Source organism: Streptomyces sp. NPDC050997 (assembly GCF_040660135.1).
Lineage (GTDB): Bacteria > Actinomycetota > Actinomycetes > Streptomycetales > Streptomycetaceae > Streptomyces.
Window position 1 is genome coordinate 516,860 of sequence record NZ_JBFAGK010000003.1, and the last position, 25,390, is coordinate 542,249.

Here is a 25,390-nt window from a genome sequence, read left to right on the forward strand (position 1 = left end):
GGTCGTTTAGCGTTCACTTGTCTCCTTGTGATCGCTGTCCTGCTCCCTGTGCCATTGTGCGGGCACGGTTGGCATACCGCATGCGCAGACTGAGGGCGAGGTTGTCGCCGCGGACCACGGTCTGCGGGGGCATGGCGCACACGGTCGTTTCGGCGCCGCCCCCCGTCGGCCGATGTCGGCGCCGGTCAACTGACCTATGACGGCTCGGCCGTGGGCGACCGCGCGAGCCATCGGCGTCTACATGGCGCCGATGTTCCGAGGGCGAGCGCCGCGCGGTCTACGAACCGGCTCGTTTCTACGCGACCGTGAGCACGATCTTGCCTTGGATGTGCCCTCGGGCGGCGCGTTCGTGCGCGGCCCGGGCGTCCGCGAGCGCGAACGTGCTGTCGATCGCGACGCGGACCGTGCCCGCGTCGAGCAGGCGTCCCAGTTCAGCGAGCTGCGTGCCGTTCGAGCGGACCTGTGCGACCGAGACCGTGACGCCCAGCTTCGCGGTCTCATCGTCGTCGAATTCGCCGGGGAACACCGGGAAGAGGGCGCCGCCGCGCTTGAGCGTGTGCAGGAAGCGGCTGCTGTGGGGGCCGCCGACGGTGTCGAGAACCAGGTCGATGTCGTGCACGAGTTCCTCGGGACGACTCTTGGTGTAGTCGATGAACTCGTCGGCGCCGAGCTCGCTCAGGAACCGTTCATGCGCGCCCGATGCCACCGTGATGACACGTGCGCCCTTCCCTTTCGCCAGTTGCAGCGCGAAGTGCCCCACGCCGCCCGCGGCGCCGTTGATGAGCACAGTCGTGTCGGCGTCGAGTGCCGTCGGGCGGTGCCGTGCCTCCTGGAAGGGCGAGGGGTGGTCGTGTCCGACCTCGATCAGGAACTGCCACGCCGTCAGCCCGGCCATGGGAGCCCCGGCGGCGTGCACATGGTCGATGCCGGCCGGCTTGCGTGCGAGGTCCGAGGCAGGCGCGGCCACGTACTCGGCGTAGGCGCTGCCGTGGAAGCTGGGAAAACGCAGAAGGCCGAAGACTTCATCGCCTACGGCGAAGCCTTCTACGTCCGGGGCGACGGCCTCGACGACGCCCGACACGTCCGTCCCCGGAATCACCGGCAGGCTGACCGTCGATTCGGTCTCCCCAGGCATGGTGGTGTACCCGTCGCGCAGGTACCAGTCCGGAGGATTGACGCCGACCGCGTGAACGCGGACGAGCACCTCACCTGGCTTCGGCTCGGGAACCGGTACCTCGTCGTAGCGCAGAACCTCAGGGCCGCCGTGCTCATGCAGCCGGATCGCCCTCATGGTGTGTGTCGGCATCATTTTCTCCTGCCCGCGCTGCGGGATAGTCTTATTCGGATCAGCGCTCCACATAAGTGGACCACTGATCCAAATATATGGACCACTGATCCGGATAGTCAAGAGGGACCGATGCGGGCCGATGCCAGGAAGAACCGCGACCACCTGCTCGCAGTAGCGGGCACTGCCATCACCGAGCAAGGCGTCGACGTATCTCTGCGCGACATCGCGCGCAGAGCCGACGTCGGACTCGCGACGCTGCTGCGTCACTTCCCGACGCGCGAGGCGCTGCTCGATGCCCTGCTCCGCACGAGCTTCGACGAGCTGACGGCCAGGGCAGGCGAGCGCGAGACGTCGAGCTCACCCGAAGACGCTCTCGTTCTGTGGCTACGCGAGTGCGTCGCGTGGACCACCGAGTATCGGGGCGTGACAGTGCTGATGGCAGCGGCCATCGAGGACACCGAGTCCGCGCTCCACGCTTCGTGCGTCACCTTGCGCGCGGCCGGTGCGCGGCTCCTCGCCCGTGCCCAGGCCGCGGGCACAGCGCGGACCGACATCGATGGCACCGATCTGTTCGCGCTGATAGCGGCGCTCGCATGGATCGGCGATCAACCCTCGCTCACCCCACGCGCCGATCACCTCTTCGATGTCGTCGCGAGCGCGATCCTGACGAATGCGGCGGCACCGACACCGGGGGAACGCCGCCCCCTGGCCCGTAGCTGAATTCGTCGCGCATGCGCACACCTGCTCGGTTCCTACGCCGGAGCGTGCTGGGGGTGCTTCGGTGCGCGTACGACCAGCGCCATCAGGGCGGCGACGAGGCACACCGCGCTCAGCGTGGTCCACACCACGTCATAGGTGCCGAACAGGTCACGTGCGGTGGCTCCGAGGAACGCCGAGGCACCCGCGCCCAGTTGGTGCGCGGAGTTCGTCCAGCCGAAGACGATGGGGCCGTCCTCGCCGTAGACACGACCGCACAGGGCGATGACCGGCGGGACGGTGGCGACGTCGACCAGACCGTAGACGATCACAAAAACGATCAGGGAGAGGGTGACGGAGGACGCGAGCACCATCGGCAGGAGCAGCAGGGTGAGCGCGCGGACCGCGAAGTACATGGTCAGCAGGCGGCGGGGATCGAAACGGTCGGTGAGCCAGCCCGAGAGGACCGCGCCCAGGGCGGAGAAGATCCCGATGAGGGAGAGCATCGACGCCGCAGCCGTGGCGTGCATGCCGTGGTCGTGTGCGGCGGGGGCCCAGTTGCTCCACATGATGCCGTTGGTGGAGGCACCGCAGATGACGAACATGCCGGCCAGGAGCCAGAGAGGGCCGGTGCGTGCGGCATTGAAGAGCACGGCCAGCGTGCGCCGTGCCGCCCCGGAGGCCGATGCCGGTTTGGACACGAACTCTGTTGCTCCATAGGGCTTCACGCCCACGTCGGCCGGGTGATCACGGAGCAGCAGGAGTACCAGGGCGGTCACCGTCAGGGCCACGAACGCGAGTGTCACCACCGGCGGCCGCCAGCCGTAGTGGTCTACAGCCCAGGCGAGGGCCGGCAGGAAGAGCAGCTGGCCCAAGTGGCTGGATGAGCTGAGTACGCCGGTGACCAGCCCCCGGCGCTTGTCGAACCAGCTGCTGGTGATGCTCGCGGCGAATGTCATGGTCAGGCAGCCGCTGCCGAGACCGATCAGCACGCCCCAGTACGCGACCAGTTGCCAAGGCCGGGTCATGACGCTGGTGAGCAGGGCGCCCACGCTGACGAGCAGAAGCGCGCCCACGACAACCCGGCGGATGCCGATCCGGTCCATCAGGGCCGCCGCGAAGGGCGCCGTGAGACCGAAGAGCACCATGTTCACCGAGGCCGCGAGGGCAATCTGTCCACGATCCCAGGTGTAGCTCTCGTGCAGCGGAGCCACGAGCAGGCCGGGGACGGTGGTGAAGGCACCGGCCGTGACGATGGCCGCGCCCGCGGCGATGGCGATCACCCAGGCCCGGTGAAAACGCGGTCCTGGTGCGCGCGGAGCGGTGTTCGGTGAGGTGTGTGTCAACTGGGCCATGACTCAAGCCTGCTGGGAGAACCTTCCCCATCACGAGAGTCCAGATGGACTACCTGCGCAAGAATATGGCCATGCCTGTTTTCTGCCACCCCGGGCGGCATCGCATCGCCCTCTTCGTCCGTCAGGCCCTGCTCCCCATCGAGCTGGGCATCGTGCACCAGCTGTTCGGGCAGGCCAGATCGGGCGGGTCGGTGGACGGGGAGCCTCTGTACGAAGTCGCCACCTGCGCCTTGCGGGCCGGAGACATACGGACGGACGGTGACTTCACCGTGCGTGTCCCGCACGGCCAGGAAGCCTTGGCGGAAGCGGACACGGTGATCGTCCTGTCGTCCTACGAGGACTACGTCCAGGACGCACCGGGCCTCGCTGCTCCGCTGGCCGAAGCGTTCGCCCGTATCCGCCCCGGCACCCGGATGGCGTCCATCTGCACCGGCGCGTTCGTGCTCGCGTCCGCCGGCATCCTGGACGGGCATCCCGCAACGACCCACTGGCGCTACACCGACTTGTTCTCCAGGCTGTTCCCGCAGGTCGACGTGGACCCGGATGTGCTTTATACCGATGCGGGGAACGTGCTGACCTCCGCGGGCTGCGCCTCCGGGATCGATCTGTGCCTGCACATGATCCGGAGCGACCACGGCACGGCCGTCGCCGGCGACGTCGCCCGCCGCACGGTCGTGCCGCCGTACCGTGAGGGGGGCCAGGCCCAGTACATTCGCCACCCCGTACCTGCTCACGCGGCACCCACTACCTCGGCCGCCCGCGAATGGGCGCTCCGGCATCTGCACGAGCCCATCACGCTGGGGCAGATGGCGGCCAGGGAGGCGATGAGCGTGCGGAACTTCAATCGGCGTTTCCGCGATGAGGTCGGCACGACGCCGATGAGCTGGCTGACCCGGCAACGCGTCGAACTCGCACGGGAGTTGCTGGAGGAAACGGACCTGCCCGTCGACCAGGTCGCCGTACGCACCGGCCTGGGCACGGCGGCGAATCTGCGGCAGCACTTCCACGCGGCCCTGGGCACATCACCGAGCGCCTACCGCATCACGTTCCGTGGACCGGCCGGCCCGGCGAGCGCCGCATGACAACTTGCGTCGCGAACCACGCCGAGTATGCACAACGGTCTTCCACTAGGAATTTTTACAGTCAAGGGGTAAATAAGCATCAAGTGCTTGATCGATCTGCGCTTGATGAGGCCCGTCGAATTCGTCAGTTTCCATGGCGGAGAGATACCTATTTTGAGTCAGATTCGAATCCCTTTGCGACACCTGATGCACCCTTCCATCCTTCTGGCGCTCCCATTCCTTCGCATTGGCGTCGCGAAAAGAGAGGAAATAGTCCTGGATGACAGTTGATTCAAGTTTGAGATTCTTCCCACGATCCGTCGCGTATATATCCTTGATTTCTACCTCGATTTTCGAGCAGGGCGGGATTGAATCTACCGTCCCGAGGGTCGCCACCTTGACGTTCCTATTATCTTCAAGGTCTCCCACATAACCACTCAGGACGAGCCCCAATACCGCATCTTTAATGGGATCCAGTGACCGATTGGCAATTACGAGGGTGTGTGTTCCTTCTTTCTTCTGCTCATCCCACGCGTTCACCAAAGCTGCTTGCGAACGCTCCTCATCTGTTTTCTGCTCCTCGGACTGCGTTAATTGATCTCGCGCTACCTCTTGCGAGATGTATGTGGTCCAAGCACTGAAGATCAGACCTATTGCCGCGGCTGCGGACGCCGTAATGGCAGCCATCTTTTCCCAGTTGATCGCGCGCAGAGCCTGCCTCATGCGCAACCTTCTGGATGACCCGGGCATCGGAACCTGGCCCGGAGTCGGAGTTCCAGCCGAAGGCTGCCGCGAAGGGGCTGGGGCAGGGGATGTCGGTTCGTCCGGCTGAGGTGGGTGTGTCATTTGGGCTACCCGGTACTCTGTCGAATTTCTCCCTACGACGCATTCGGAAGCACGTCGGTTGCGGAGGTTAAATTCGAACTTTTGAGCAGACGACCGGTACGGCTGGTCGAGCATGGGCATGCAGTGCTAGTAACGTGGCAATACGCGTGCAAGGGAGTTCAATGATCGCAGAGATCGCAGCCGTGGCCGTGAGTGTGGTATCGGTCATGGTGCAGCAAGCGCAGATGCGCAAAACGCCAGCACTTCCATTCGACTTTCGTACGGCATTGAGTCAGCTGCATGAACAACTACTTGACTGGAATCGGCATGCTTGCGCCACAAATCGAGCTGTCCGTTCATGGGTCAACGCCGGAATGCCCACCCAAGGGGCGACAGCGGACTATGTTGTCTCCTGCTCGGTATCTCAAGCCAGCGGTGCTGAACGGGTATGGGCCCACCTTCAGCCACAACCACCGCGCCTTCCACTGGGTCGGCTCCGGCCTCCTCATCCAGAACTGCGGAAGTTTCTTCAGTTCCTGGACATCTACGCCCCTCAGCTCACGGTCCAGTTTTTCGCAGCGGCTGACCGGCGGCAAGAGGAGCTGGACGATCTGACGGCTACGTTCAGGACGCTGCGTCGTTTGCGCTCCCACTGCACCGGGACCGAATCGATCAGCCGGTACCTGGACCAACTCGATGCGTCCCAGAGGGAAATCGAGAACGCCGCACGCGATCTCGCCGCCTACATCCGGCAGGAATTTCCACTCAATCCTGCGAACTGAGCACTCACCGTCTCGGTGAGGCCCAGTGGTCGGGGGTGGTCACGTTCGGCCTGGCCGTAGAAGGCCGGATTCCCGCAGGGGCAGGGTGCCTACAGCTTGGGCGCGGGCTGCTCGCCCGAGCCTCGGACGATCAGTCGGGTGGGGACGGTGATGGTGTGGGCGCGGGTGCGGTCGCCGTCGAGTCGATTCAGCGCGGTGGTCGCCGCGGTTCTGCCGAGTTCTTCCGCGTCCTGGGCGACGACCGTCAGAGCCGGCTCGAGGGCCTCGGCGAGCGACACATCGTCGAAGGCGACGACGGCGACTTCCTTGCGCTTGCTGCGCGCCAGTTCGGCGACTGTGCCCAGCGCCATGATGTTGTTGCCGGCGAACAGGGCGGTGGGGGGATCGGCGAGGCCGAGGAGTTGGGCGGTCGCGGCCTCGGCGCCCCGCTGGTCGTGGGCATTGGTGACGAGCGAGCGGTCGTAGGGGATTTCGGCTTCCCGCAGCGCCGAGCGGTAGCCGGCCAGACGTTCGCGCCGGGTGTACAGCTTCGGGGGCAGGTCTCCGACGAAGCCGATACGCCGGTGTCCGTGGGCGACGAGGTGGGCGACGCCGTCGTGGGCTCCGGAACGGTTGGAGCTGACGATGCTGTCCGTGGCGAGGCCGACTCCCGGTCGGTCGAGGAAGATCACGGGAAGTCCCGCCGCACGGTGGGACTTGAGGTGGGAGTGGTCGGCGCCGACGGACGGAACGACGATCAGGATGCTGACCCGGCGAGCGAGGAACTTGTCCGTCAGGGCACGTTCGCGGTCGGGGTCGTCCGCCGAGGAACCCATGAGCAGGGTCAGTCCGCGTTCGCGGACGGTGTCCTCGATGGCGCGGGCCACGGCTCCGAAGAAGGGGTTGGCGAGGTCGGGAATGACCAGGCCGATGGTGGTGTCCGGGCCGCCTACGCGGATGTTGCGGGCCATGAGGTTCGGCTGGAAGCCGAGCTTGGCCACTGCGGCCAGTACCTGTTCCCTGGTCTGCGCGGAGGCGGGCCCGTCCTCGTTGAGGACTCGGGAGACCGTCTTGGCGCTGACGCCGACTTCTCGGGCGACGTCGGCCAGGGTGGGGCGGCGGTTCGCTGCCATGGAGGAAACCGTCTCCTGAAGGGCTCTCGGTTCCGGCCGCGGCCTCGGCCGGACATGCGAGAGCGATGTTGTGCTGTCAGGTGGCCTGGACTCCGGCGGCCTTCGCGGCCTCCGAATCCGCTACGACAGTATCTCCGGCCTCGTCGACGGTCAGAGCGCCGGTCATGATGGCGACGACCTCGGCCATCGAGTAGTCGGAGGGCTTGATCACGGCGGCGCGCCGACCGAGGCGGTGCACGTGGATCCGGTCGGCGATCTCGAAGACGTGCGGCATGTTGTGGCTGATCAGAACGACCGGCATGCCCTTGTCCCGGACTCGGCGGATGAGGTCGAGAACCTGGCCGGACTCCTTGACGCCCAGAGCGGCGGTGGGTTCGTCCATCACGACGACGCTGCGGGCCCAGGCGACGGAACGGGCGACCGCGACGGCCTGCCGCTGTCCGCCGGAGAGCGTCTCCACCGACTGCGTGAGCGAACGCAGACCGATCTTCAGGTCGGCCATGTGCTCGGCCGCCTCCTGGCGCATGCGCTTCTTGTCCAGCATGCGGAAGACGCTGCCGAGGACACCCGGGCGACGCAGCTCCCGCCCGAGGAACATGTTCGAGGCGATGTCCATCGAGGCGGCCACGGCGAGGTCCTGATACACCGTCTCGATGCCGTGGGCGCGGGCGCTCTGCGGACCGGAGAAGGTGATGGGTTCGCCGTTCAGCCGTATCTCGCCCGCGTCGGGGACCACCGCGCCGGTGAGGGCCTTGATGAGGCTGGTCTTGCCGGCGCCGTTGTCGCCGATGACGGCGAGGACCTCGCCGGGGAGCAGGTCGAAGTCGGCACCGTCGATGGCGGTGACCTGGCCGTACCGCTTGACCAGGCCGCGGGCCTGCAGAACGGGCGTGGGGGCGGTGGTGGCGGTCATCGGGCCTTCCTCCGGGAGATCTGGTCGACGGTCACCGCGAGAATCACCAGAACGCCGGTGATCAGGGTCTGGTAGATGGAGGCGACGCCCATCAGTTGGAGGCCGTTGCGGAACACGCCGACGATGAGGACGCCGATGAAGGTGCCGAGGACCGAGCCGCGGCCGCCGAAGAGGCTGGTGCCGCCGAGGACCACGGCGGTGATGCTGTCGAGGTTGTCGGTCTGCCCGGCCTGCGGATCGCCGACTCCGGTGCGGGAGATGAGCAGCAGGGCGGCGATGCCGTACAGCAGGCCGGCCACGGTGTAGATGCCGATGGTGAGGCGGGAGGTACGAATACCGTTCAGCCGGGCGGCCTCGGCGCTGTTGCCCAGGGCGTAGACGTGGCGGCCCCAGCCGGTGCTGCTCAGCGAGTAGGCGAGGAGGAGGAACAGGGCGATGGTGACCAGGGAGCCGTAGGTGATGTCCGTGTGGCCCATGGGGAAGGTCTCCCCGAGGGCCGTCAGCGAGCCGGGCAGGCTCGTGACCGTCTGCTCCTCGGAGTAGATGTGGGTCAGCGCGAACGCCACATTGAGCATGCCGAGGGTCACGATGAACGGCGGCAGCGGGATCTTCTGCACCAACAGCCCGTTGAGCAGCCCGAAACCGCCGCAGACGGCCAGGCCCAGCGCGATCGCGACGAGTGGTGGTACGGAGCCGTCGGCCGCCGTCTTGGCGATCACGATGCTGCCGAACGCCATCACCGCCCCGCACGACAGGTCGATCCCCGCCGTCAGGATGATCAGGGTCTGCCCGATGGCGAGCGTGCCCACGACCATGACCTGCTGCACGATCAGCGAGAAGTTCCCGCCCGTGAGGAACTGGTCGGTGGAGAAGGAGAAGAAGACGCAGGCCAGCAGGAGCGCGACCAGGGGTCCGGTGGTCGGTGCCGTGAGCAGTCTGCGGGCCGTGGTCGGTGCTTTGAGCTCCGAGTACGGCGTTGTCGTGGCTGTCATGCGAAATCCTTGTCGGAAGACAGATGTCCTTGTCGGAGGACGAGGGCACAAGCCCCCGTCGCCGGGACAATTAGGGCGGTCGTCCCCGGTCAGGGAGGTGGGCCGACCGCCCGCTGCGGGGGATTACGTCGTCGTACGGTCCTGGGGGGCTCAGCCCCAGCAGTTCTCCAGGCCGTAGCCGGTGTCCTTCGACGTGACCCCGCTCTGCGCCTTGTCGGTGATCAGCGTGACGCCGGTGTCGGTGTAACCGGACGCCTTCTTGCCGTCCTTGGCGTACGTCACCACGGCCTTGACGCCCTGGGAGGCCATCTTCAGGGGGTACTGCTGCGAAGTGGCGGCGATCTTGCCGTCCTTGACGGCCTGGGTGCCGGTGCAGCCGCCGTCGACGGAGACGATCAGGACGTCCTTCTCCCGGCCCTTGGCCTTCAGCGCGGTGTAAGCGCCCAGGGCCGCCGGCTCGTTGATGGTGTATACGACGTTGATGTCGGGCGACTTCTGCAGACAGTTCTCCATGGCGGTCTGGCCCTTCGCCTGGTCGCCACCGGTGTCCTGAGCGCACACGACGTCCTTGTCGGTGGCGCCGAAGCCCTTCAGGAAGCCGTTGTGCCGCTGGACGCCGACGGAGACGCCCGGCGCCAGGTCGAGGGCGGCTATCTTCGCCGTCTTGCCCTTCATGGCGGCCTTGGCGTACTCGCCGATCAGCTGGCCGGCCTTGAGGTTGTCGGTGGCGAAGAGGGCGTCGACCGCGCTCTCCGGCTCGGTCGGGGTGTCCAGCGCGATGACCAGAACACCCTTGGCACGGGCCTTCTGGATCGCGGGCACGATCGCCTTGGAGTCGCTCGGGGTGATCAGGATGCCCTTCACCCCGGAGGCGACCATGTTCTCGATGGCCGTGACCTGCCCGGCGTTGTCCCCGTCGAACTTGCCTGCCGCGGTGGACAGTTTGGCGCCGTTCTCCTTGGCGGCCTTCTCCGCGCCCTCCTTCATCTTCACGAAGAACGGGTTGGTGTCGGTCTTGGTGATCAGACCGACCTTGATCTCGCCCGAGCCCGAGCTCGATGAGCCCGAATCGGCGCCGGAACCGCAGGCGGTCAGGGTGAGGGCCGCGACGCCCGTGACCGCGGCGGCTCTGAGGAGGGAGGAGGACAGGCGGGTGGTGCGAGACATGATCGACTCCTGTGGGATAGCGGGCGGCACGGGCTTGGGATCAGAGCAGGTGCCCGAGGTGTCATCGTTGACTTATGTCATCGTTGACACTGCCTGGCCAGGATGATGGACTCCGGATCCCGGCAACGTCAATGCCTTCCACTCGTCACAAATCGGCAACGGCCGCCGCAGCCGTCGTCACCGCGCGGCCGGTCACTGCCTGCGTCGCCGCGCTGCCCCCTTGCCAGGCCGCGCCGATTCCGATCCGCTCCGATCCCTTTCGAGCCCTTCTGAGAGAGAGCACCTCATGAGCCCGCGTCAGATCACCGTTCTGGGAGAGTGCGTCGCGGACGCCTTCACCGAGCCGACGAACGCCTCGAACGAACTCGCTCTGCGTGTGCTGCCCGGCGGCGGCCCTGCGAATACGGCGGTGGCCCTGGCCCGGCTCGGCACGCCGGCCCGCTTCCTCGCACGCCTGTCCGGTGACGTGTTCGGCCGCCTGTTCCGGGCCCACCTGGAGGCGTCGGGTGTCGACCTCTCGTACGCAGTCGCCGCCGCCGAGCCGAGCACGCTCGCCGTGGCGGAGCTGGACGCCACCGGGCAGGCCGCGTTCTCGTTCCACGCGCAGAACACGGCCGACTGGCAGTGGACTCCGGGCGAACTGGCAGGGGTGGATCTGTCCGAGACGGCCTGCGTGCACACCGGGTCCCTGGCGCTGGTTCGTGAGCCCGGCGGCACGGTGGTGGAGGAGTTCCTGGCGGCGGCGGCTCCGAGGGCCACCATCAGCATCGATCCCAACGTCCGGCCGTTGCTGGTGAGCCCCGAGATCTACCGCGCCCGGCTGACGCACTGGTGCGCTCTCGCCGACATCCTGCGCCTGAGCGAGGACGACCTGGAACTCCTCCTGCCGGGCACCCCGCCCGAGCAGGCGTGCGACATCTGGCACGCCGCGGGGGTACGGCTCGTCGTGATCACGCTGGGCGCCGATGGCGCCCTGGCCTCACTCGACGGCGAACGGCTGCGGGTGCCCGCGGTGGCCACACAGGTGGTCGACACTGTCGGCGCGGGCGACTCCTTCACCGCCGGCCTGCTGCACCACCTCAACGGGCGCGGGCTCCTCGGTGGCCGACTGGCCGATCTCGGTCTGGACGATGTCGCGGAAGCCTGTCGCTTCGGCGCTCGGGTCGCGGCCCTGACCTGCTCGGTCGCCGGCCCCAATCCGCCGTGGCAGGAACAGCTGGCGCAGTTCACGACCGCCAGTGGTGCCTGACGGTTCGGGTGGGCCGCGCCGGGCAGTTCCGACCGGAACGTTGACGCGTTGGCCGGGTCTCCATCATGATCGGGCATTCGATGTCAACGATGACACATGTCAACGATGACACCTCCGTTCGACGGCGTGGACGACGACGGCGATCAGGTGTGTCGCTTTCGGCCGGTCCACGCACGACTGACGCCCCGCAAGTGCCGCCCACAACTGACTAAGGACGCGAGACCGTGACGAAAACCCTGCTCGCCGAGTTCACCGCCCGCGAGGGAGCGCAGGACGAGGTCGCCCGCCTGATCGGGGACTACGCGCTGAAGGTGCGCGAGGAAGAAGGCAACATCGCCTTCGACGTCTACACCAAGGCAGCCGAACCGCGCGCCTTCTGGATCTTCGAGGTGTACCGCGACGAGGACGCCTTCCAGGCGCACCTGAAAGCCCCGTACGGCGGCCCGCTCAACGCCGCCCTCGTCCCGCTGATCGAAGAGGACGCCTCTGTGCTGACCTTCCTCGACCCGCTGGCGTGACCGGCCGGGCGGACGGCACTCATGCTGCGACGGTGACCAACGAAAGCCATCGGACCGGGACGCTGCTGAGTGCCGTTGTCTTCGAGAGTCGACGGAGGGGTGGTGGCAGCAACTGAGGCTGCGCCTTGACTCTGACGCCGCTGGAGACTTGACGATCGCAACGTCAGCGGCAAGCGGATTCTTCTCCGAGGGGCGAGGCATGCGAGGCAAGGGCATCCACTACGACACCGGCACCTTTCCCAACGGCGATACCTCCCGGCCCGTCTTCGACGCCGACGTCGTCGCGCGGGACATGCGGGTCATCGCGGAAGATCTGCACTGCACCGCGATCCGCATCACGGGCGGCGACCCGGACCGGATCGAGACCACCGCGCGGCATGCGGCTGCCGCCGGGCTGGAGGTCTGGTTCTCGCCGTTCCCCTGCGAGATGACCGACGAACAGATGCTGCCGTACTTCGCCGACTGCGCCGAGCGAGCCGAACACCTGCGCCACGACGGCGCCGACGTCGTCCTTGTCACCGGCTGTGAACTGAGCCTGTTCGCCCGCGGGTACCTGCCCGGCGACACCTTCGACGAGCGCATCCCGGTCCTGGCCGGCCCGGACCGCGAAGCCGCGCTCCGGCCCATCCCCGACAAGGTCAACGCCTTCCTCGGTGACGTCGTCCGCACCGTCCGTCCTCTCTTCGCCGGCCCGATCAGCTACGCCTCGTGTCCCCTGGACGGCGTGGACTGGAGCCCGTTCGACATCGTCGGCCTGGATGCCTTCCGGGGCCTCCGCAACGCCGCCACATACCGCGACGACCTGCGCAAGGAGTTCACCCACGGCAAGCCGGTCGCCATCATGGAAGTCGGCTGCTGCACCTTCCGTGGGGCGGGCGACTACGGCGGCTCGGGCTGGTACGTGGCCATGGAGCCGGACGGTGTCACCCCCAAGCCGGATCTGGTGCGTGACGAGAGCGAGCAGGTCCGCTATCTCGACGACCTCATGCCCGTCTTCGAAGACGAAGGCGTCGACTCCGTCTTCTGGTTCAGCTTCGCCGGCTACGGCACCCCCCACCGTCAGCCAGGTCCGGACCCCGACCTCGCCTCCTACGGCATCGTCAAGATCCTCGACGAGCACAGCGGCTACCCGGCGGACGCGCGTACGTACCCGGACATGCCCTGGGAACCCAAGAAGGCGTTCCACGCCCTCGCCGGCCGCTACCAGGCGTAGCGCCGCCACTCGCGTCCGCCGTCGCCAGAGATCCACAGCCCTTCGCCCCGCACCAGGTCGTACGTCGCCGTCGTCGTATCCGCGATGCCGTAGAGCGTCGTGCCGTCGACGGTGAGCGACGTGAATGTCGCCGGCGTCTTCAGCTCGTGGAAGGCGATGTCGGCGCGGTCGTCGGCGAGCCAGTAGCGGCCGCCTTCCTCGCCGACGAGCAGCCGCCCGTCCGCAAGCGGTTCCAGGACCAGCGACTGCGGGCCACGCTTCAGGTCCCTCCAGGGGATGCCGCCGGTGAGGACCGTCTGCCAGTGCTCGCCGCCGTCCGTCGTCACCAACAGGCCGCGCACGCCCTCGCCCTGGGTGAGGGACAGTGCCGTGGTGCCACCCCGCGCGGCGAGGACGCCCCCGGCGTACGGCTCCGGGACGGCTGTTGAGCCGAGGGTGCGACCGTCGCGCTGCCATACGACGCGGTTGGGGTCATCGGTCAGGGGCTGGTCCAGGCTCCAGACCGTGCCCCGCTCGTCGACGGCGAGGCCGATGGCGTCGTCCGGCACGCCGGCCGGGGGCGCCACGGTGCGGGTGGCGGGACGGTAGATGAGCGTCGGCTCCGGTTCGGCGAGCAGGATGTCGCCGGGGCGGGTGCGCAGCGGGGTCTCGGTGATGATGACCTTGTGCCGCTTGCCTAGTACGTCGAGAGCATACGCTCTCTCGGCCCCCTCCCCCGGCACCCGCACGAAGCCGCCGCGCGCCCCCTTGAACGCGGGCGGCACCGCCTCCGCGTCCGCGTGTTCCGCGTGCTCGGCGACCGTACGGCCGTCGGGGCCGACGATGCGCCAGGCGGTGGCGGCCGGCCCCTCGTCGTCCTCGACGTTGCCGGCGTCGTACGTCAGGAGCAGCGAGCCGTCGTCCGCGCGGACCACGCCGGTGGGTGCGCCGGCCGCCTCGATGACGTCGGCGGGGCGCGGGTGAGGGTCCTCGATGACGCGCTTGTACTTCGCCTCGCGGTCCCCGGGGCCCCCGTCGTCGGAGGCGCCCGCTCTGCAGTCGGTCAGCGCCACCGCCGCACTCGCCACGGCCACGAGCCCGACCGCCCGTCTCCCCCACTTCCTCAGCCACGCCATGGCCGCATCCTCACATGAGGCGGCGGCCAGTTGGTTCCGGCGCGGCGGGCGCCGCGAGCGCATGAGTTTCCGCGCACGCAGCGGATGAGTGTGTTCCGCAGTGCCTTCGGCCAACCCCTGAGCGAGTTCGTCTCGCGGTGAGCGCGGGTCAGGGGTGCAGCGGGCCGCACAACAGGGCCGCGGGGCCCGACGTGCTGCCCAGGCGGGTGGTGAAGGCGATACCGGCGGCGTACTCGTCGGCGGCGCATTGGCCTTTGTAGTGGCCCTCGGCGAAGTCGCCGCCGACGCCATCAGCGGGCCGGCTGTCGGACCGGTCGAACCAGACGGTCCGTCCGGTGAGGCCCGGTGCGGTGCGTGCGGGCGCGCACAGGGCCGCCGACACCTGGTCACCGCGGCGGCTGTAGCCGATGAGGAACTGCCCTGCGGGGCACTGGAGTTTGGTGTAGCCGCCGGCCCAGTCGCCGCCTGGGGGGACGTAGCGTTCGTCGGTGACGACGGTCTGCTCGTCGCCTGCGGCGCGCAGGTCGCCGCCGGGCGTGTCGGTGCACAGGCCACGGCCGCCGGTGTGGCTGAGGCCGATCAACCGCAGGCCGTCGGGGCAGGCGGCCTTGTAGGCACCCGGATCCCAGTCGCCGCCGGCGAGTACCCGCAGGGACCGCACATTGTCGCCGTGGTCGGTGGTGAGCATGCGCCAGACGGGCACCGGCGCGATGTACCCGGTGCGGGTCGCGGACGACATGAGGTGATCCCAGGCGGTGGCGCGCCAGTCGTCCTGGTCGAGGAGGCCGTACCGTTTCCCCGCGGTGTCGTAGCGCAGCAGGGCCCAGTCGTCGTGGCCCTCCCAGCCGACCAGGGGCCAGTAGGCGAAGTCGGCGTCATGGTCGGCGAAGTAGTCGGTGATGTTGCCGAACCAGGTGCGGGCGGCGGTGCCGGTCTCATTGGCTCCGATGCCGAATTCGCTGACCCACACGGGCGCGGTGTAGTGCTGTCCTTCTGTGGTGACGAAGAAGGCCTGGTCGGCGAGGACTTGGGACAGCTGGTCGCGGGTCAGGTCCTGGTAGCGGGGGTCGTGGGTCTCGCCGATTCCGGTGGCACCACTGTGCCGGGGGCCGGTGTAGCCGTAGAAGTGGGCCGAGTAGACCAGCTTGTGAGTGTTCACGAGGGTGTGCGACAGGGTGCGCACGGGCGTGAGGGTGGGGCGGTCGTGCGGCAGTCCGTCGACGGGCAGGCCGGTCCAGTTGATGCCCTCGATGACGATGAGGAGTTCGGGGTTGGCCTCGGTGAGGATGCGATCCGCGGCGAGTTGGGCCGCGGCGTACCAGTCGTGGCCGTCTCCCATACCCCAGTTGGGGTCGTCCAGTACGTCACGGCGTACTTCGTTGTACAGATCCGCTGCTACGACGCGGGAGTCGGTGGCGTAACGGCGGGCCATGAAGACCCAGTCGTCGGCCCACTGCTGGGTGGACTGACCGCTGTTCCACCGTTCGTTGCCGTCGATGCCACAGCACCAACGGGAGCTGTTCGTATGGTTGTTGAGGATGACCGCGATCCCGTCCTGGGTGAGGGCGGCCACTACGGCGTCGTAGATCTGCAGAGGCGTTCTGTCGCGCAGCTGCGGGTTGGCCGCGACGGCGGCGTCCGGCACGGGAGTTGTCGCGTGGATCATCTCGTTGGAGAACGGCAGCCGGATGCTGTTGATGCCGAGTTCGTGGAAGTCGGCGAGCAGTTCGGGCAGCGGGGCGCGGTCCAGGCCGAGGGGGATGCCGTAGGAGTTCTGGCCGGCGTGGTGGTTGGCGGGGTCGGTGGTGCTGCCGCTTCCTGTCCACGAGCCCTGCGCGCCGTCCCAGTTGGCCGACTTCAGGCGGAACCGGCGGCCCTGGGCGTCGACGATGTACCGACCGCGGGTGGACAACGGCGGCTGCCAGCTGTCCGCCGCCGGGGCGGTGGTCTGGGTGGGCGCCTCGGAGGCGGCGGGCTTCGGGGTGGCGGCGACCGCGGTCGGCGTCGTGGTCAGCAGCGTGAGAACCACGACTGTTGCTGTCAGGTACTGGACAAGTCTGACGGTCGGCATCCGGTCCTCTGTGGGCGCGTGGTGGGGGGAATGACGAGCAGCGGATGCCAGCCTACGAAGGAACACCGGCCAGGTCGATGTCAGTTCTCGCCACCATGCTCTTCCTGGGCGGCATCACCCTGTACGGGGCGATGATTCTGCTGCGCTGTACTTTCAGCAGGTCCGCGGCGGCTCGGTGGCATCGCCGTCCTCACCGTCATCCTTCTCAGCGCGCCGCCGGCGACGCCCGCACCCCGGGCGCCCTGGCCGACGGCTTCGACGACGTCTTCTGGTGGTCGGCGGCCTTCACCGCCGTCGCCGTCCCGCTGTGCCTGCTCTTGTGCTGTCGTCAGGTCGCCGGGCCGTAACTCCCGGCTTCGGTGCCGTCCCGCGCCGCTTTGAGGTTGGCCTTCTTCACCTTGTTTCCGCAGGTCGCCATGGAGCACCACCGCCGTCGCCCGCCGCGGCTGGTGTCGACGAAGAGCCCTCCGCAGGTGCGCTGCTCGCACCGCTTGATCACGCCGTCGCGGTGCCCGCCGAGGGTCGCGACGGCGTCCAGGGCGACGATGGCGAGCGCGGCGCGCGCCGGGTCGGTGTCCGGGAGATGCCACTGCGCCTGCCCGCCGGTGAGGACGAGCCGCGCCCGGTGACGTGCGGTCCAGCGGTTGAGCAGCTCCTCGTCCGCCGGATCCGGCACGCCACCGGAGGCGACGGCGGTGCCGGCCCGGTGGATGGCCTCGCGCATTTGGTGGGCGTCCCGCAGGAGGGCGTCGGAGACCGGCATGTCCGCACCGCCGAGTCCGTTGGTGGTGAGCCAGGCCCGCAGCCGTTCCGGGGCGGCGATCCGTTCCACCGGGTCGCCGCGCCGCTCCCCGAGCGTGGCGACGAAGCGGAAGGCGAGGATCTCGTTGCCGAGCCGGAATCCTTCCGGACTGCTTTGAACATCTAGTGAACCGGTCATGGTGGTTCAGTCTAGGCGCTGCGCGGGCGTGAGGCCAACATTTGACATCGTCCGTACGAACCGTTTTAACTGGTTCGCATGAACCAGTTGAAGGAGTTTCCCGATGATGTTGCAGAGCTCCCGGGCTCCGGGCGGCACCGGACAGGGTTCTGGGCCGTGGCGGTCGTCTTCACGGTCGTCACCGCCTTCTCGACGGTGCCGACGCCGCTGTATCCGCTGTATGAGGCGCGAGACGGCTTCGGTTCGTTCACCGTGACGGTGGTGTTCGCGGTGTACGCGGTAGGCGTCGCGGCGGGCCTCGTGTCCGCCGGCCACCTCTCCGACCACACCGGCCGTCGCCCGGTCCTGGTCGCGGCGCTCCTGTCCGAACTGGCCGCGGCGACCCTCTTCCTTGTGTGGCCGGATCTGCCCGGCCTAATCCTCGCCCGCTTCGTCACCGGACTGGGTGTGGGCATGGCCACCCCGACCGCCACCGCCTATCTCCAGGACCTGCACATACGGGCGCGGCCCGGGGCCGGGCAGGGCCGCTTCGAGGCCGTGTCGACCGCGGCGAACGTCGGCGGCCTGGGTGTGGGACCCCTCGTCGCCGGGCTGCTCGCGGCCTTCGTTCCGGCCCCGGTCCGTACGCCGTACGCCGTCTTCGCGTTGCTCCTCGTCGCCGGGGCCGCCGCGGTCATGGCTCTGCCGGAGACGGTGGACCGTCCCGAACGCCCTGTGCCGTACCGCATACAGCGGGTGCGTCCGCACGGCGGTGCCGCACTCTTCTCCCTGGCGGTCGCGTGTGTCTGCGCGGCCCTGGCGATCTTCGGGCTCTTCACTTCGCTGGCGCCCGGATTCGTCGCGACCACCTTGCACCAGAGCTCGCCGGCTGTCGCAGGCGTCGTGGTCTTCGCCGTCTTCGCCGCCGCAGTGCTGGGGCAGAGCCTCTCCGGTGCCGTGCGGCCCGCGGTGCGCCGCGGTATCGGCGTCGCGGCGGAAGCCGCCGGGTGCGCCGCCGTCGCCGTGGGAATGGTGCTGGCGAACCCCGCGCTCTTCATCGCGGGAGGCGTCATCGCCGGGGTCGGCGCCGGCACGCTCTTCAAGGCCGCGGTCTCGCTGGTCTCGGGAGCGGCGCCCGCGCACCTGCGTGCGGAGGCCCTCGCGACCTTCTTCCTCGCCGCCTACACGGGCCTCGTCGTCACCTCCCTCGGACTCGGCGTCGCCGCACAACTGGCAGACCCGACGACAGCGACGCTGTGGTTCTCCGGCTTCCTCGCCGTGCTCCTCACCGCGATCGCCCTCCTCGGCCGCGCCGACCGTGCGGGCAGCCACCGGCCCGCGGTGTGACCCGTGCTCCCGACCGCCGTCGCGTCCACCGCATTCACCGCACCCATCTCACCCACGTCCCGACCGACCCGTACGCAAGGAGAACAGAACTCATGACCACGACGACCATCCGACCTCTCACCGGCTTCGGCACGGTGAGCGGCGTCCCCTCGCTCCCCGACGGCTTCACGGACGTCTTCGACAGCAGCCTCGTCCGGGTCGGCGACGTCGAACTGCACACCGTGCAGGGCGGCGCCGGACAGCCCCTCCTCCTCGTCGGCGGCTGGCCGCAGAACTGGTACGTGTGGCGCTACGTCATGCCGCGCCTGGCGGAGAACTTCCGCGTCATCGCGGTCGACCCGCGCGGCGTCGGACGGTCCGACAAGCCCAAGGAGGGATACGACACCGGCACCGTGGCGGCCGAACTCGTCGCCCTCATGCGGACGCTCGGCCACGAACGCTTCTCAATGGTCGGACACGACGTCGGCATGTGGATCGGCTACGCCCTCGCCGCGGACCACGGCGACGCGGTCGAACGCCTCGCCCTGCTCGACGCGACCATCCCCGGACTCGCGCCCCACATCGACTTCTTCGGCCCCGAGGCACAGAACGACCTGCTGTGGCACTTCGCCTTCAACCGCAAGCGGTCCCTCAACGAACAGCTCGTCCGCGGCCGCGAGCACATCTACTACAGCGACCAGTTCCGCCACAAGGCCGCCCGCCCGCTGCCGGAATCCGCGGTCGACTTCTACGTCGAGACGATCGCCCGTGACCCCGAAGCGCTGCGCGCCAGCTTCGACTACTACCGGGCCACCGACGACAACATCGCTCAGAACAACCGGCGCAAGCAGCATCCGCTCACCATGCCGGTCCTCAGCGCCGCCGGAGCCCGCGGACAAGGCGAACGGCTCGGCGCCCTCCTCGCCCCCGTGACCGAGCGGCTCGACAGCGTCGTCCTGCCCGACTGCGGGCACTACGTTCCCGAAGAACGCCCCGACGCCCTGCTCGATCACCTCCTCCCCTTCCTCCTCCACTGATCCACCCGGCAACGTGGCCGGCACCGGGCATCGGCTCGACTCCGGAGGCGACCAGCCGGCCTGCATGCAGTTCGTGGCAACGGCACGCAGGCCGGCTGACCGGCGTGCGGTGGAGCACCGGGCCTCCTCGCCGCTGCGGGGCGGACGCGGTGGAGCCGTAGCGGCCCAGCACGTTGAGGTTTCGACGGCGGCGAAGCCAACACCCGTCATGCCATGGGCACATACGGCTGGTTGGCATCCTCTCTGCCCAGCAGCTCCCATGCCTGATGCTGCGTATGTTCGGCGGCCCGCTGGGCCTCGGCCACGACGTCGCCTCGTTCACGCACCAAGTCCTCATAGATCGGTACGTGATCACTTCCGCTGAGGGCAGGTGTCACAGCACTGTTCCTTCCGATGTCGCGCTCATTGCGGCTTGGATGAGTGCTCGCAATTCCGTCAGGCCCGGTTGAGCCGGGCAGCAATCCCATGACCGATCAGCAAATATATGACGGCCGGCAGACCATAATTGAGGACAACTCGTAGGCCTTCCGTGTCCATGGTGAAAATATCCTGTGCCCATCCGGACAGCCAGTTCGCAGTTCCGCGTACGAACTCGACGAATGAGTTGGCCTGGTTGGCGTCGAGCAAGTAGAGCACGATCCACAGGCCCAGCAATCCGGCCGCGATGTCAGCGATCGTGCAGATCGCAAGAGCCGTCCGCCGTGCAGCGGTGTGGTTGCGCGTGGAGCGGTCGGCTCCCGCGGGCTGGTCGTAGGTCTGGTATCCGGAAACCGGGTCGGTGCTGTTCACAGTAATTCCGATCTGGCGCGCGTTCTGTTGGCAGGTCGGCCCGGAATCGAGATTCAGCCTCGGACGGTGACCCATTTCTTCCTACTTCTTCTTCCTACTTCAGCGTCTTGCAATGGCCACCGTGTTACACCTCCATCTGCGGAGGCATGAATATGGCGTTCTATTCCACCACTTACCGAAATGTTCGCCGGGAGATATTTTGCGGACGAAGTGAAGAAGCTGTCCCGTAGGTGAAGACGACACGCGGCACGTAACAGGTTGGAGGGGGCGGATGGCGCCCGACCGGTGACGACCGTCCCGGCCCGACCGACGGGCCGGGACGGTGCCCGTACACGCGTCAGAGAATGCGCCAGGCGACGGCGTAAGGCTGGGCGAACCGGGTGATCCGGTGTGCGCGGACGACGACCTCGGCCTCCCCGGCGGGGATGTCCCGCCACTGGACCTGCTCAACGTTGTTCCGACGGTCGAAGCCGGGATCCGTGCCCATGTTGCCGTGGCGTTCCTGACCGTCCGCGCGGACGATCAGGTCGAGGTCGTTCTGCAGGGTCGGGCCAGGGGGGTCCGTCCATACGAGGGTGATCTTCAGGGCGTGGCCCGCCCCCTCCGGAATCGGGATGCGGAACTCGCGTTCCTCTCCCTGGTCCAGCTCCTTGGCGTCGGTGAAGCCCGCCCGGTCGCCATCGGTCGGGAGGACGACGGCGCGCTGGAGGTTGACCACGCCGAAGCCGGAGTTGTTGTTCGGGGAAGGGCCCGCCTCGGTGGGAACGTACTGGCCCTTGAGCTCATCGGCACCGTTGATCAGCATGGCCTTGATGAGCGCGGCGCTCGGTTTCGGGGTGCCGTTCTTCACCAGCGTCTCGCGCAGCACCGCCACACAGCCGGCGACCAGCGGGGTGGCCATGCTGGTGCCGCTGTCGAACATGAACGCGGGGTCTGTGGAGACACCGAAGCTTCCGCGGTCGGGTGCCAGCCGCGAGCGCGTCGACAGGATCGCCGTGCCGGGGGCGACGACATGGGGCGCAAACCGGCCCTCCGCTGTCGGACCGCGGCTGCTGAAGGCCGCCATCCCGGCGGGGTTGTCCGCCATCTTGTCCCCGTGGATCGGCGGGGCGGGGAACTTGGTCGGTCCATGGCGCAGCGTGCCATCGTATGTGAAGGGAATCGCGGGGCGGTTGCCCTCGCTGGCACCGACGGTGATGACGTTCTTGGCCCCCGTCTCGTCGCTGACCGATCTCAGGTTGATGCGGCCGTCACCGTCCCGGTCCGTGCCGTCGTTGCCCGCGGCGAAGCAGATGACGAAGTCCTTGTGGTCCCAGACCATCTGATCGGCCTCGGCCGCAGCCGGGCCGTACGGAAGCCCTGGGGTGACCGGGCCCCACGAGTTGGTGTGGATCCGTACCCCGTCCTCCAGGAAGGGCGGCTCGAACAGGTCGAGCAGGTTGTCCGGGATACCGGCGAGGGTTCCGTTCTCGGCCATCACGGACTGGAGGACCAGTCGCGCCGCGGGAGCGGTGCCGGTGATGGGGCCGCCCATGGACTCCGACGTGCCGTCGCCGAGGACCGAGCCCGCCACGTGGGTGCCGTGTCCGCTGGGGTCGTCCGCCCGCGCGGGGCTCGTGCGTCCCAGGGCGACCAGGCGCTTGACCCGGCCGGTGAAGGCAGGGTGCACATTGGTGGTCGAACCCTTGTCGAAGCCGGTGTCGGCAACGCACACGATCTGGCCTTCACCGCGGAACTTCGTGCCGTTGAGGGACACATGGGCGTGCATCAGCGTCCCCGAGACGGTGTTGTACAGCACCCGCTCCGGGACCTCCTCGATCTCCTTCACCTCGTCGAGCTCTGCCAGTGCGGGCACATCCTCCTCGCGGGCCGTCATACGTACTTTGCCGCGGCTGGGTTGTACGTCGCCGGGGCTGACTCCGGCCGCCGCCGCGATCCGGTCCCGTACGCCGTCCGTGCTCGCATCGACATCCTCGTGCAGGACGACGTCGATGGTGCGGGTCCCCTCACCCACCGCGTCCAGGGGATCGGCCAGCGCGGCGACACTCGAACTCAGCCGGGGCGACTGCAATGTCCGGCCGATCTTGAAGCCGTTGAAGTACACGTCCGCCCAGGCCACGAACGGCAGTTCGCGCACGGCGTCCAGGTCCGTGGACCGGTAGCCGCACAGGTAGGTGTCCTCCGGAACGTACTCGTGGATCACCACCCCGTGCGCCGCGAGTTGTTCCTTCTCCTCGGCTGTGGGCGGGTGCGTGGTCTGGACGAGCAGGTAGTTGGACGCGGAGGCGTCCTCGGACGTCAGCGATGCGGTGGCCAACTCGTCAGCCTGGACCAGCGGGTCCACCGTGACGCCGTTGATGGTGATGCGGGCCATGCCGAACTCCCTCACGGAGTGGGTGGGAAGGCGCGCACCGGGCAGCCGTGGCGCCCTGGCACTGCCCGTGCCGACGCCCACATGACCGAAGCCCGTCTGAACCGGTGGCACGCCGGGGAGCGTGGTTACTTCCGTTCGGTCAATACGCTAGGCGGGCGATTCTCCACCCGCACGTCGAGCCTGGCCGGCGGCTCCCATCCGGGCTCGCTGGTACTCCGGAGGGCACTTGACAGCAGTGTCGGCCTGCGCCTCCCCGTCTGCACCTGGGCGCACGAATTCCCTGATAACCGGGGCCAGTTGGAGTCGCCGATGTGCACGAACAGCGGTTCAGTGTCTGGTACGGCCAACCCCCCGGACCGTCGTAACTCCCGGACGCCTGGCCCTATCCGGAGAAGGGTGATTATTCAGCTACTTGGATGCCGGGATGCGCCGGCAGATGTTCTGCCTCAGAGTGGAATCGAGAGTGGACGGGCGCCAACTCGCCACCCTGACGAGGTCTGAGCACCCGGCACGGCTCGGCTCACTCCTCTGCGGACGGGATCAGCCACGGGGCGATGACAGCGGAGACCGCGGCGATGGCTGTGGCCGTGAGGAAGGCGTCGTCGAAGCCGGCGGCCATGGTGATGCCGGTGTGAGCGGCGATGCCGGCGGCCGCCGCGCTGGAGACGGCCGCGGCACCGGCCGAGGCGCCGAACTCGTGGAAGGTGCTGACGATCGCGGAGGTCACTCCGGCCTCGTGGGGGGCGACGCTGCCCAGCGCGGTGGCCGAGTCGACGACGAACAGGGCGCCCAGTCCGGCCGCGGCGATGCTCACGCCGGTGACCATGGCGATGGTGCCGGACCAGAGCACGGGGACGAGGAATCCGGCGGCCGCGACGACCAGGGCCACCGCTGCCAGGACCCGGGCCCCGAGGCGGGCGATGACGCCTCCGGCCGCGGTGGCGGCGGCCATGGTAACCAGCGCCACCGGCAGGAACAGCACCCCCGTCATCAAGGCGCCGTGGTGCTGCTGGTTCTGCAGATAGAAGGAGCCGAGGAAGAACACCCCCACCATCAGAGCGGTGGCCACCGCGATGACGAAGATGCCCGCCACCACCGGCCGCCGGCCCAGCAGGCGCAGGTCCATCAGGGGTGCCGCGGCGCGGCGCTGCCAGGCTGCGAAGGCGGCGTAGGCGGCTGCCGAGACGGCGAACAGCGCCAGGGTGACGGCGTCGAGCCAGCCGTGGTCGCCGCCGCGGATCAGGGCGTAGATGAGGGCACCGGTGGCCGCGGCGACCAGGGCAGTGCCGGGCACGTCGAGGGAGCCGGAGGCCTCGCGGGGCAGGTCGGGCAGGATCCGGGCGAGCGTGGCGAGGACGGCCAGGCCGACGGGGACGTTGATGAAGAACCCAGGCCCAGCCCGGCCCGGCCGTGATCAGCCCGCCCAGCAGCACGCCGAGGGCCGCGCCGCCGCCGCCGAGCGCCGACCAGATGCCCAGCGCCCGGTTGCGTTCGTCGCCGTCGAACAGCCGCACCACCACCGACAGCGCGGCGGGCGAGAGCATCGCGGCGCCTGCCCCCTGGGCGATCCGGGCGGCGAGCAGCAGGGGCGCGGCGGTGGCGAGTCCGGCGGCGAGGGATGCGGCGGTGAACAGGGCGAGCCCGGCCAGGACCATCCGTTTGGCACCGAACAGGTGCGCCGACGGTCCGAAGGCTCTATGTGCCGCGCGCTCACATCGGGCGGGACTGCCGCGGTGGGGTCATGGCCCAGCGGATGGCCCGGGTCAGGGCCTGTCCGGTGGGACGTACGGCGAGGTTCTCGACGACCGGCAGCCGCGGCAGCCGCAGCATGCCGCGGGCCCACGGCGGGAGCAGCGCGACGGCGTTCGCGGCCAGCCCGCCGTAGAAGGGCCGCACCGCGAGGGGCAGGGGAGGCTGGAACAGCAGGAAGCGGGCGGCGGCCCGGGCCTCGGATGTGGCCCTGAGTTCGTGCCGGTAGGCGGTCAGGCGCTCGGACAGCTCGCGCCGGTCGCGTGGTGGGTCACTCACTCCCAGTGCTTCGGCGACGCGCGCGGTGTCGGCGACGTAGGCGTCGTAGTCGGCGGCGTCCAGCGGGCGGGCGCCGAAGCGTTCGTGGGCGCGCAGGAAGCTGTCCGCCTCAGCGGCGTGCACCCAGCCGAGCAGGTGCGGATCAGCCGCGTGGTACGGCACGCCCTCGGCCGTCGTCCCGCGGACCCGTTCGTGGATGCCGCGAACGTGGTCGACCGCTCGCTGAGCGTCAGCAGCGGTGCCGTAAGTCGTCACGGCCAGGAAGGTGCTGGTGCGCTGGAGTCGGCCCCACGGGTCGCCGCGGTACCCGGAGTGCCGGGCCACCGCCGCCATGGCGAGCGGATGCAGGGACTGCAACAGCAGTGCGCTCAGCCCACCGATGAACATCGAGGCATCACCGTGGACGGTGCGGATCGGGCGGTCCGGACCGAACCAGCGCGGGCCGGGGGTGTCGTGGATGCGGGCACGCGTCGCCGGTCCGTCGGGGCCGGCGACGCGGCGGAACAGGGCCTGGCCCAGTTGTTCACGGACTACGGTCAACATGGTCGGCCTCCCCTCTC

General features: G+C 68.6%; 22 protein-coding genes and 1 pseudogene. 9 read left to right on the forward strand and 14 right to left on the reverse strand.

Features of this window, described 5'->3' with window-relative positions:
- Positions 1-295 precede the first annotated feature (295 nt).
- Entirely contained in the window at positions 296-1,306 is a 1,011-nt protein-coding gene (locus AB0H86_RS09010; protein ID WP_362435268.1) for an NADP-dependent oxidoreductase, read from the reverse strand.
- A 111-nt stretch (positions 1,307-1,417) separates the two neighbouring features.
- Here AB0H86_RS09010 and AB0H86_RS09015 point away from each other — a divergent pair, with 111 nt between their 5' ends.
- Positions 1,418-2,008: a TetR/AcrR family transcriptional regulator gene (locus AB0H86_RS09015; RefSeq protein WP_362434786.1), complete on the forward strand. Its 591-nt coding sequence runs from the start codon at positions 1,418-1,420 to the stop codon at positions 2,006-2,008.
- 32 nt (positions 2,009-2,040) lie between these two features.
- On the opposite strand, the gene AB0H86_RS09020 is transcribed toward AB0H86_RS09015, so the two are convergent.
- Positions 2,041-3,339, reverse strand: coding sequence for an MFS transporter (locus AB0H86_RS09020; RefSeq protein ID WP_362434788.1), 1,299 nt, complete (start codon positions 3,337-3,339; stop codon positions 2,041-2,043).
- Between the two features lie 71 nt (positions 3,340-3,410).
- On the opposite strand from AB0H86_RS09020, the gene AB0H86_RS09025 reads away from it, so the two are divergent.
- Entirely contained in the window at positions 3,411-4,421 is a 1,011-nt protein-coding gene (locus AB0H86_RS09025) for a helix-turn-helix domain-containing protein (RefSeq protein ID WP_362434790.1), read from the forward strand.
- Between the two features lie 45 nt (positions 4,422-4,466).
- Here AB0H86_RS09025 and AB0H86_RS09030 read toward each other — a convergent pair whose 3' ends face one another.
- Entirely contained in the window at positions 4,467-5,123 is a 657-nt protein-coding gene (locus tag AB0H86_RS09030; protein ID WP_362434793.1) for a hypothetical protein, read from the reverse strand.
- 284 nt (positions 5,124-5,407) lie between these two features.
- Between AB0H86_RS09030 and AB0H86_RS09035 the strand changes: the two genes are divergently transcribed.
- On the forward strand, positions 5,408-6,007 hold the full coding sequence (locus AB0H86_RS09035; protein ID WP_362434796.1) for a hypothetical protein: 600 nt from the start codon (positions 5,408-5,410) through the stop codon (positions 6,005-6,007).
- A gap of 89 nt (positions 6,008-6,096) precedes the next feature.
- Here AB0H86_RS09035 and AB0H86_RS09040 read toward each other — a convergent pair whose 3' ends face one another.
- The 4 genes from AB0H86_RS09040 to AB0H86_RS09055 form a co-directional block, all read right to left on the reverse strand.
- Positions 6,097-7,119 carry a LacI family DNA-binding transcriptional regulator gene (locus AB0H86_RS09040; RefSeq protein WP_362434798.1) on the reverse strand — a complete coding sequence of 341 codons (1,023 nt, stop codon included), beginning with the start codon at positions 7,117-7,119 and terminating at the stop codon, positions 6,097-6,099.
- Between the two features lie 76 nt (positions 7,120-7,195).
- Positions 7,196-8,032 carry an ATP-binding cassette domain-containing protein gene (locus AB0H86_RS09045; protein WP_053748791.1) on the reverse strand — a complete coding sequence of 279 codons (837 nt, stop codon included), beginning with the start codon at positions 8,030-8,032 and terminating at the stop codon, positions 7,196-7,198.
- Positions 8,029-9,024 carry an ABC transporter permease gene (locus tag AB0H86_RS09050; protein ID WP_362434801.1) on the reverse strand — a complete coding sequence of 332 codons (996 nt, stop codon included), beginning with the start codon at positions 9,022-9,024 and terminating at the stop codon, positions 8,029-8,031. Before AB0H86_RS09050 ends, AB0H86_RS09045 begins: the two co-directional genes overlap by 4 nt.
- Before the next feature lie 150 nt (positions 9,025-9,174).
- Entirely contained in the window at positions 9,175-10,191 is a 1,017-nt protein-coding gene (locus AB0H86_RS09055; RefSeq protein WP_362434803.1) for a sugar ABC transporter substrate-binding protein, read from the reverse strand.
- 286 nt (positions 10,192-10,477) lie between these two features.
- Between AB0H86_RS09055 and AB0H86_RS09060 the strand changes: the two genes are divergently transcribed.
- From AB0H86_RS09060 to AB0H86_RS09070, 3 genes are all read left to right on the forward strand, one after another.
- A complete protein-coding gene (locus AB0H86_RS09060; protein WP_362434805.1) occupies positions 10,478-11,440 on the forward strand; it encodes a carbohydrate kinase in 963 nt (320 codons plus the stop codon).
- A 224-nt stretch (positions 11,441-11,664) separates the two neighbouring features.
- Positions 11,665-11,958, forward strand: a complete 294-nt coding sequence (locus AB0H86_RS09065; RefSeq protein ID WP_362434808.1) for an antibiotic biosynthesis monooxygenase family protein — start codon at positions 11,665-11,667, stop codon at positions 11,956-11,958.
- 199 nt (positions 11,959-12,157) lie between these two features.
- Entirely contained in the window at positions 12,158-13,171 is a 1,014-nt protein-coding gene (locus AB0H86_RS09070; RefSeq protein ID WP_362434810.1) for a hypothetical protein, read from the forward strand.
- Here the strand turns inward: AB0H86_RS09070 and AB0H86_RS09075 are convergent.
- Both AB0H86_RS09075 and AB0H86_RS09080 read right to left on the reverse strand, forming a co-directional pair.
- Positions 13,159-14,286, reverse strand: a complete 1,128-nt coding sequence (locus AB0H86_RS09075; protein ID WP_362434812.1) for a hypothetical protein — start codon at positions 14,284-14,286, stop codon at positions 13,159-13,161. The genes AB0H86_RS09070 and AB0H86_RS09075 overlap by 13 nt on opposite strands.
- 148 nt (positions 14,287-14,434) lie before the next feature.
- Positions 14,435-16,357, reverse strand: coding sequence for a cellulase family glycosylhydrolase (locus tag AB0H86_RS09080; protein WP_362434815.1), 1,923 nt, complete (start codon positions 16,355-16,357; stop codon positions 14,435-14,437).
- A gap of 77 nt (positions 16,358-16,434) precedes the next feature.
- On the opposite strand from AB0H86_RS09080, the gene AB0H86_RS09085 reads away from it, so the two are divergent.
- The gene (locus AB0H86_RS09085) at positions 16,435-16,704 is read left to right on the forward strand and encodes a hypothetical protein (RefSeq protein WP_362434817.1); all 270 of its coding nucleotides are present in this window, start codon (positions 16,435-16,437) and stop codon (positions 16,702-16,704) included.
- Here AB0H86_RS09085 and AB0H86_RS09090 read toward each other — a convergent pair.
- Positions 16,686-17,297 carry an ABATE domain-containing protein gene (locus tag AB0H86_RS09090; protein WP_362434819.1) on the reverse strand — a complete coding sequence of 204 codons (612 nt, stop codon included), beginning with the start codon at positions 17,295-17,297 and terminating at the stop codon, positions 16,686-16,688. The two genes, AB0H86_RS09085 and AB0H86_RS09090, sit on opposite strands and share 19 nt — an antisense overlap.
- 78 nt (positions 17,298-17,375) lie before the next feature.
- Here AB0H86_RS09090 and AB0H86_RS09095 point away from each other — a divergent pair, with 78 nt between their 5' ends.
- Complete coding sequence (locus tag AB0H86_RS09095) at positions 17,376-18,623, forward strand: MFS transporter (protein ID WP_362434822.1); 1,248 nt, start codon at positions 17,376-17,378, stop codon at positions 18,621-18,623.
- A 92-nt stretch (positions 18,624-18,715) separates the two neighbouring features.
- Positions 18,716-19,639, forward strand: a complete 924-nt coding sequence (locus AB0H86_RS09100; RefSeq protein WP_362434825.1) for an alpha/beta hydrolase — start codon at positions 18,716-18,718, stop codon at positions 19,637-19,639.
- 435 nt (positions 19,640-20,074) lie between these two features.
- On the opposite strand, the gene AB0H86_RS09105 is transcribed toward AB0H86_RS09100, so the two are convergent.
- The 4 genes and pseudogenes from AB0H86_RS09105 to AB0H86_RS09120 all read right to left on the reverse strand — a co-directional run bounded on the left by AB0H86_RS09105 (position 20,075) and on the right by AB0H86_RS09120 (position 25,373).
- A complete protein-coding gene (locus AB0H86_RS09105) occupies positions 20,075-20,428 on the reverse strand; it encodes a hypothetical protein (RefSeq protein WP_362434827.1) in 354 nt (117 codons plus the stop codon).
- A 337-nt stretch (positions 20,429-20,765) separates the two neighbouring features.
- On the reverse strand, positions 20,766-22,802 hold the full coding sequence (locus AB0H86_RS09110) for a S8 family serine peptidase (RefSeq protein ID WP_362434830.1): 2,037 nt from the start codon (positions 22,800-22,802) through the stop codon (positions 20,766-20,768).
- Positions 22,803-23,322: 520 nt separating this feature from the next.
- A pseudogene (locus tag AB0H86_RS09115) lies at positions 23,323-24,457 on the reverse strand (MFS transporter).
- 55 nt (positions 24,458-24,512) lie between these two features.
- Entirely contained in the window at positions 24,513-25,373 is an 861-nt protein-coding gene (locus AB0H86_RS09120; RefSeq protein ID WP_362434832.1) for an oxygenase MpaB family protein, read from the reverse strand.
- Between the last annotated feature and the right edge of the window lie 17 nt (positions 25,374-25,390).